This window comes from Moorena sp. SIO1F2 (assembly GCF_010672755.1).
GTDB lineage: Bacteria > Cyanobacteriota > Cyanobacteriia > Cyanobacteriales > Coleofasciculaceae > Moorena.
On record NZ_JAAHFV010000406.1, the window covers coordinates 1 to 5,436 of the forward strand.

A 5,436-nucleotide genomic window follows, 5' to 3' on the forward strand; every position below is an offset into this window, starting at 1 on the left:
GTGATAGAAAAAGCCAAGAAAAATGGCCGCAAGATTGGTATTTGTGGTCAAGCACCAAGTGACTATCCGGAATTTGCCTGCTTCTTAGTGGAGTTGGGAATTGATTCCATCAGCTTGAACCCTGACTTACCTCCAGTAAATGATGCTCAAAAACGTCTTGTAAAATTTTTAGAACGTTTATTAGAACTTGGAAATATTCCCAAAAAAAATGCTGATAAAATAAAGCAATTGTTAGAAAAAAATGCTAATAATATTTATGATTTTTTACCTCAAAAACCAAACTTAGATTCACAATCTAATCTGATTGTCAAGCCAAATTCGATTCAGGAATATAACAAACAACCTCAACATCATGATTCGGGCGCTGGGACGGGGAGGAGCAGGAAAAAATCCTGTGTACCTCATGAGTTTGAGAATTGCTATACCACTCAAACCATGCACATCCTCCACCTCTCGGACCTCCATATCACCACCAGTGAGCAAGCTATCCTTTGGTCAAACCAACTCTTCCAAGACCTCAGCTACGAACTTCAAATCCCTAACCTTGATGCTCTGATCCTATCGGGTGATATCGCCAATTATTCCACTGCAGAAGAATACCAGGCTGCACAACTGTTTATCGACAACCTCCGCAAAGACTTTCCCCTAGACCCAGAGAAAATTGTTCTAGTTCCGGGTAACCATGACCTCAATTGGGAACTAGCAGAGGATGGTTATGATTTACGCGATCGCAAAAAATACCAAGGTAAACTCAAAGAGGGTCACTACATCAAAGTCACTGATGAGGTGATTCGAGTCCGAGACAAAGCCAAATACCAACAACGCTTTGCCAACTTTAGCCAATTTTATGAAACTATCAAAACTGAACCCTATCCCCTCGACTATGACCAGCAAGCCATTATCGACTATCTGCCAGAGCAAAACTTGCTGATCCTAGGACTAAACTCAGCTTGGGAACTTGATCATCACTTCAAAACCCGTGCTAGTATCCACTCCGGTGCTCTTAGTAACGCCTTGAGAAAAATTGGCCGTAATCCAGACTACCGCAACTGCTCCTTGAAAATAGCAGTTTGGCACCATCCCCTCTATAGTGAGGGAAGGGATCACATTACTGACCAAGGATTCATCGAACAATTGGCCGTTGCTAGATTTCGCTTCTTCCTCCACGGACACATCCACAAAGCCCAAACCAGCCTTTTCCGTTACGACCTCAGCCGAGGTGGACGCAAACTCGACGGAATTTGTGCTGGCACCTTTGGCGCACCGACCTTTGAACTACGATCGGCTTATCCCTGGCAATATAATCTACTGAAAATTAACGACAATCAGCTCACTGTCCACACTCGCCGTCGCGAAGAACCTAAGGGTGCTTGGAAACCTGATTCACGCTGGAGTCAGGGTCCGGGACTTGGGGCTTTGGATTATTATTGTATTGAGTTGTAATCAATTTTTGGCGAGCATCCCAATTTGGCACATCTATCCCTTAAACTATTGAAGTAACCATCAATGAATGCTGGAAATCCCCCTGGTTATCTCCTCGCGCAGATAGAGTCAGCACTGTGTAGTGCTTTCCCTAGTAAAACTAAATTAGAAATGATGCTACGACATCAATTCAGTATAAATCTGGAAGAGATGGCTCGTGGTGAAGATTTTACTGAAATTGTTTACAAAGTAGTACATTTGTTTCAAGCTAGCAATAGGTTAGCAAAATTAATTAATAAAGCCCTTAAAGACAATCCAGAGAATCCTGAATTAAAAGCAATCAAGGAAAAATTTCAAATTACCACTAGTTTAGTCAATATATTGCTTCCTTTAGAAAAAAACTTGATCAAGCAAATGCAACAGGCTTATCAAGCTTGTTGTCCCGATGAGTTATTGGATGATTGGGAAGATGAACTCCCTGACAGTTTAGCGGAAATTCTGGAGAGTTTTGAGGATATACCTGAACCAACTGATGATGAAAAACTTATTGTAAAATTTGTTGATCGTTTATTAGAAACTGGAGATATTCCCAAGCCAAAGGCTGAGCAACTCAAGCAATGGATAAAAGAAAATGCCAATAACCCTTCTGATTTATTACCTCAGAGTAGCAGTCACTCTCAAAATTATCAGCAACAAAATTTAGATGCACAACCTTATCTGCTTATCAAGCTAGATTCCAGTAAGCAATATCACCGACAACGTCAACCTAATTATTTAGTCTCAGCTTGGTTCATTCCTGACATAAGTAATTATGATTACTTACGCAATCATCAAAAATGTAAATTTTTAGAGACTCCAACAGCTGATGTAGAATCTGAACAAGATGTCTTTTCTCTTGAAGAGTTGCCAAAGTTAATAGAATTTTTTCTAGAGCAGTTGATTCAATATTCCAGGGAATATTACGGTAAACCAAGAATTGCATTTTTCTTGCCTTATAAACTATTGAACTATGAAATTGAAAAAATTAAAATTCCAGATAATTATGATTTAATAATTCCACTTGGTATCGAGTATTCCGTAATTTTACGATCTCTTAAACGTTTTAAAAATTATCGCCATCAAGGCAAATGGTTAAAAAAATGGACACAAATTCAAGATAACTCTCAAACTATATGCTTAAGTAACTTTGCTTTGAGTAATTTTGATTCTTGGCAGGAATTGTATGTTGATTTGGAAGAAAGAGAGGCGATAGCTGTAAAATTACATCAACCCCCATGTGAGCAGATATTGAAAGTCATTGATAGGACGGCAATACCAGTTACTTTATGGCTCAGAAAAAATGATTTTACAACTATCAATTGTCAAGATGAACTCGAACAATTACTCAATTGTAAAATAAATGAACTTCCCGAAAAGGTAAAACAACAACGGTTAGAAGCTTTTGGCAAAGGGAATAAAGAAGAACATATCGGACACCATCTTGCTCTTTTGTGGGAAGACCCTTATCTACTACCACCCCAGATTGACTATACAACACTATGACTAATAACTCTTGGAAAATCTTTCGCGGAACTCCCGAACAACCCCACAATGGCATTGAACGCCTTCCTGAGCCTCCTAGCTGGCGGAAATTTGACAAAAAAGGACGGGGTACAACCTATCAGACCAGGCCAGAGGAAATAGAGTTAGTCAATGCCGCGTTGTATCTGCGTCGTCCTTTATTAGTAACGGGAAAGCCAGGCACAGGAAAAACATCGTTGGCCTATGCAGTCGCTCAAGAGTTACAATTAGGAGAAGTGTTACGTTGGAATATTACCACTCGCTCCCATTTACAGCAAGGACTTTATAGTTATGATGCCATTGGTAGATTACAAGATGCTCAAGGCAGCGGCAAGGATAATTTAGCAGAAATTGGTAAGTATATTCAATTGGGTCCCTTGGGAACAGCGTTACTCCCCTCAAATTACCCCAGGGTATTATTAATTGATGAAATGGATAAAAGCGATATTGATTTACCCAATGATTTATTGACTATTTTTGAAGAAGGAGAATTTGAGATCCCGGAATTCACACGAATCAGTGACCAGTTTCGAGACATTGTTGTCAAAACCTGGGATAATCAAACCACAACCATCAACAGCGGAAAGGTGACCTGTAAAGCCTTTCCTTTTGTAGTCCTTACCAGTAACGGAGAGAGGGAATTTCCCCCGGCTTTTTTACGACGCTGTTTACGATTAGATTTACGGGAACCAACTCCCAAGGAATTAGAAGCGATTGTCAAAGCTCATTTAGGGGATAGTCTTGAACAAGCCAAACCAATTATTAAAACATTTCTCATGCGACGGCAGAAAGGAGACTTGGCTACAGACCAATTGCTCAATGCCATTTATCTGTTAACTAACACAGTCAATACACAAGATTCTCCCATGGGTGACTCTCAAGACGAAGACAAAGACCAGAAAAAAGAAACGTTAATTGACCGATTAATGCAGTACCTCAGTAGTATATAAGGGATATGCTTGAAGAAGCGATCGCTATTCTACAAAAAGCAGGATTTGATTTAACTGCTCGAGAAATAGCAGAAATTCTCTGGTTGGCTGTTGATCTAGACCAGTCAGAGGAACCACAGCAGCCATCGCAATCATCAACGGTATCCCAAGAGGAATCACAGCAACCCCCAAACCCAACTCCAGATATCTCAGAAGAATCGTCACCTGAAGACATAGAAACTCCTGCTGAGGTTGATCTTGCCTCTTCCAAACCTAAAAAGACTAAAGAAAGTCGAGAAGTAATTCCGATTAAAGTCCCAGCAGCGGTAGCATTGAGAAATAGTCTGGCTTTGGGACGGGCACTTCGTCCGTTAATGCGGAAAGTCCCATCTGCTACAGAAACGATATTGGATGAGGAAGCAACTGTTTACCAAATTGCCGAATCAAACATTTGGCTACCAGTTCTGAAACCTGCTTCCGAACGATGGTTAGAGTTAGCGTTGGTGGTTGAAAAAACCAGTTCAACTGCGGTTTGGAAACAGACAATCACTGAACTGCAACATTTATTAAAGCATCATGGTGCGTTTCGGGATGTACGCAGCTGGGAATTAACGATTACTGAAACCAAGGTAGACTTATTGCCTCAAACTAGCACAGGGGGATATGATTCCACTCCCCATCCTCCCCAGGTATTAAATGACCCCAAGAAACAACGTTTAATTTTATTGGTGAGTGATTGTATTTCTGTGGCTTGGCGCAGACAATTAATTCATCCAGTGCTCAAGTTGTGGGGACGCAATGGTTTACTGACTATCCTTCAGCTACTCCCTGAACGGCTTTGGGAACGCACGGCTTTAGCTTCCGAAATACCAGTGCAACTGCATTCTTTTAGTCCTGGAGTTGTCAATTCTCAGTTTATTGTTAAACCTTCGGATGAAGATGATATTGGACTTCTTTCAGAAGTCGGGAACAGTAGTCAGAATAAATTTTCCTCTGTCAATGTTCCCGTGGTTACTTTAGAACCCTACCCGCTACTGGCCTGGTCACAAGTAATAGCAGGTCATGAAAATGTTACCACAGTGGGGTTTAACTTTGATGTATCTGAAGACCCTCAACCACAGGGAAGATGGGTAGATAGTAAACCCAGTCAACCCCAACTCACAGCATCAGCATTAGTTAGTCGATTTGTTGCTACGGCTTCTCCCATGGCGCGTCGGTTAGCTGGATTAATGGCAGCTGCTCCGGTTAGTTTACCTGTAGTGCAACTAATTCAGCAAACCCTGCTACCAAAATCCGCACAAATTCATGTAGCGGAGGTGTTTATGAGTGGACTACTCCAGTCTATAACACCTGTAGACCAAGATTCAAATCCCAATTATATTGAGTACGAATTTATCCCAGGGGTAAGGGAGTTATTAGTAGATCGTGTACCCATTAGTAAAACCCTTTCAGTTATTGATAAGGTATCTGAGTTTGTCGCAAAGCAATTAGGGTTATCAGTACAGGACTTTGAAGCGCGTTTATT

At 40.9% G+C, this 5,436-nt stretch carries 4 protein-coding genes; all 4 read left to right on the forward strand.

Annotated features, from left to right (window positions below):
* Positions 1-1,443: metallophosphoesterase (locus tag F6J94_RS29470; protein ID WP_293046841.1), on the forward strand; the 1,443-nt coding region annotated here is incomplete at its 5' end.
* Positions 1,444-1,506: 63 nt separating this feature from the next.
* Complete coding sequence (locus tag F6J94_RS29475) at positions 1,507-2,964, forward strand: effector-associated domain EAD1-containing protein (RefSeq protein WP_293046844.1); 1,458 nt, start codon at positions 1,507-1,509, stop codon at positions 2,962-2,964.
* Positions 2,961-3,932, forward strand: a complete 972-nt coding sequence (locus F6J94_RS29480) for a MoxR family ATPase (RefSeq protein WP_293046846.1) — start codon at positions 2,961-2,963, stop codon at positions 3,930-3,932. Before F6J94_RS29475 ends, F6J94_RS29480 begins: the two co-directional genes overlap by 4 nt.
* A gap of 5 nt (positions 3,933-3,937) precedes the next feature.
* Positions 3,938-5,436, forward strand: a 1,499-nt coding sequence (locus tag F6J94_RS29485) for an SAV_2336 N-terminal domain-related protein (RefSeq protein ID WP_293046848.1), incomplete at its 3' end; no start/stop codon positions are given.

What these genes read in the sequence shown, in the direction of transcription:
- F6J94_RS29475 (WP_293046844.1), top strand. Translation starts at nt 1,507, where the DNA reads ATGAATGCTGGAAATCCCCCTGGTTATCTCCTCGCGCAGATAGAGTCA.
- F6J94_RS29480 (WP_293046846.1), top strand. Translation starts at nt 2,961, where the DNA reads ATGACTAATAACTCTTGGAAAATCTTTCGCGGAACTCCCGAACAACCC.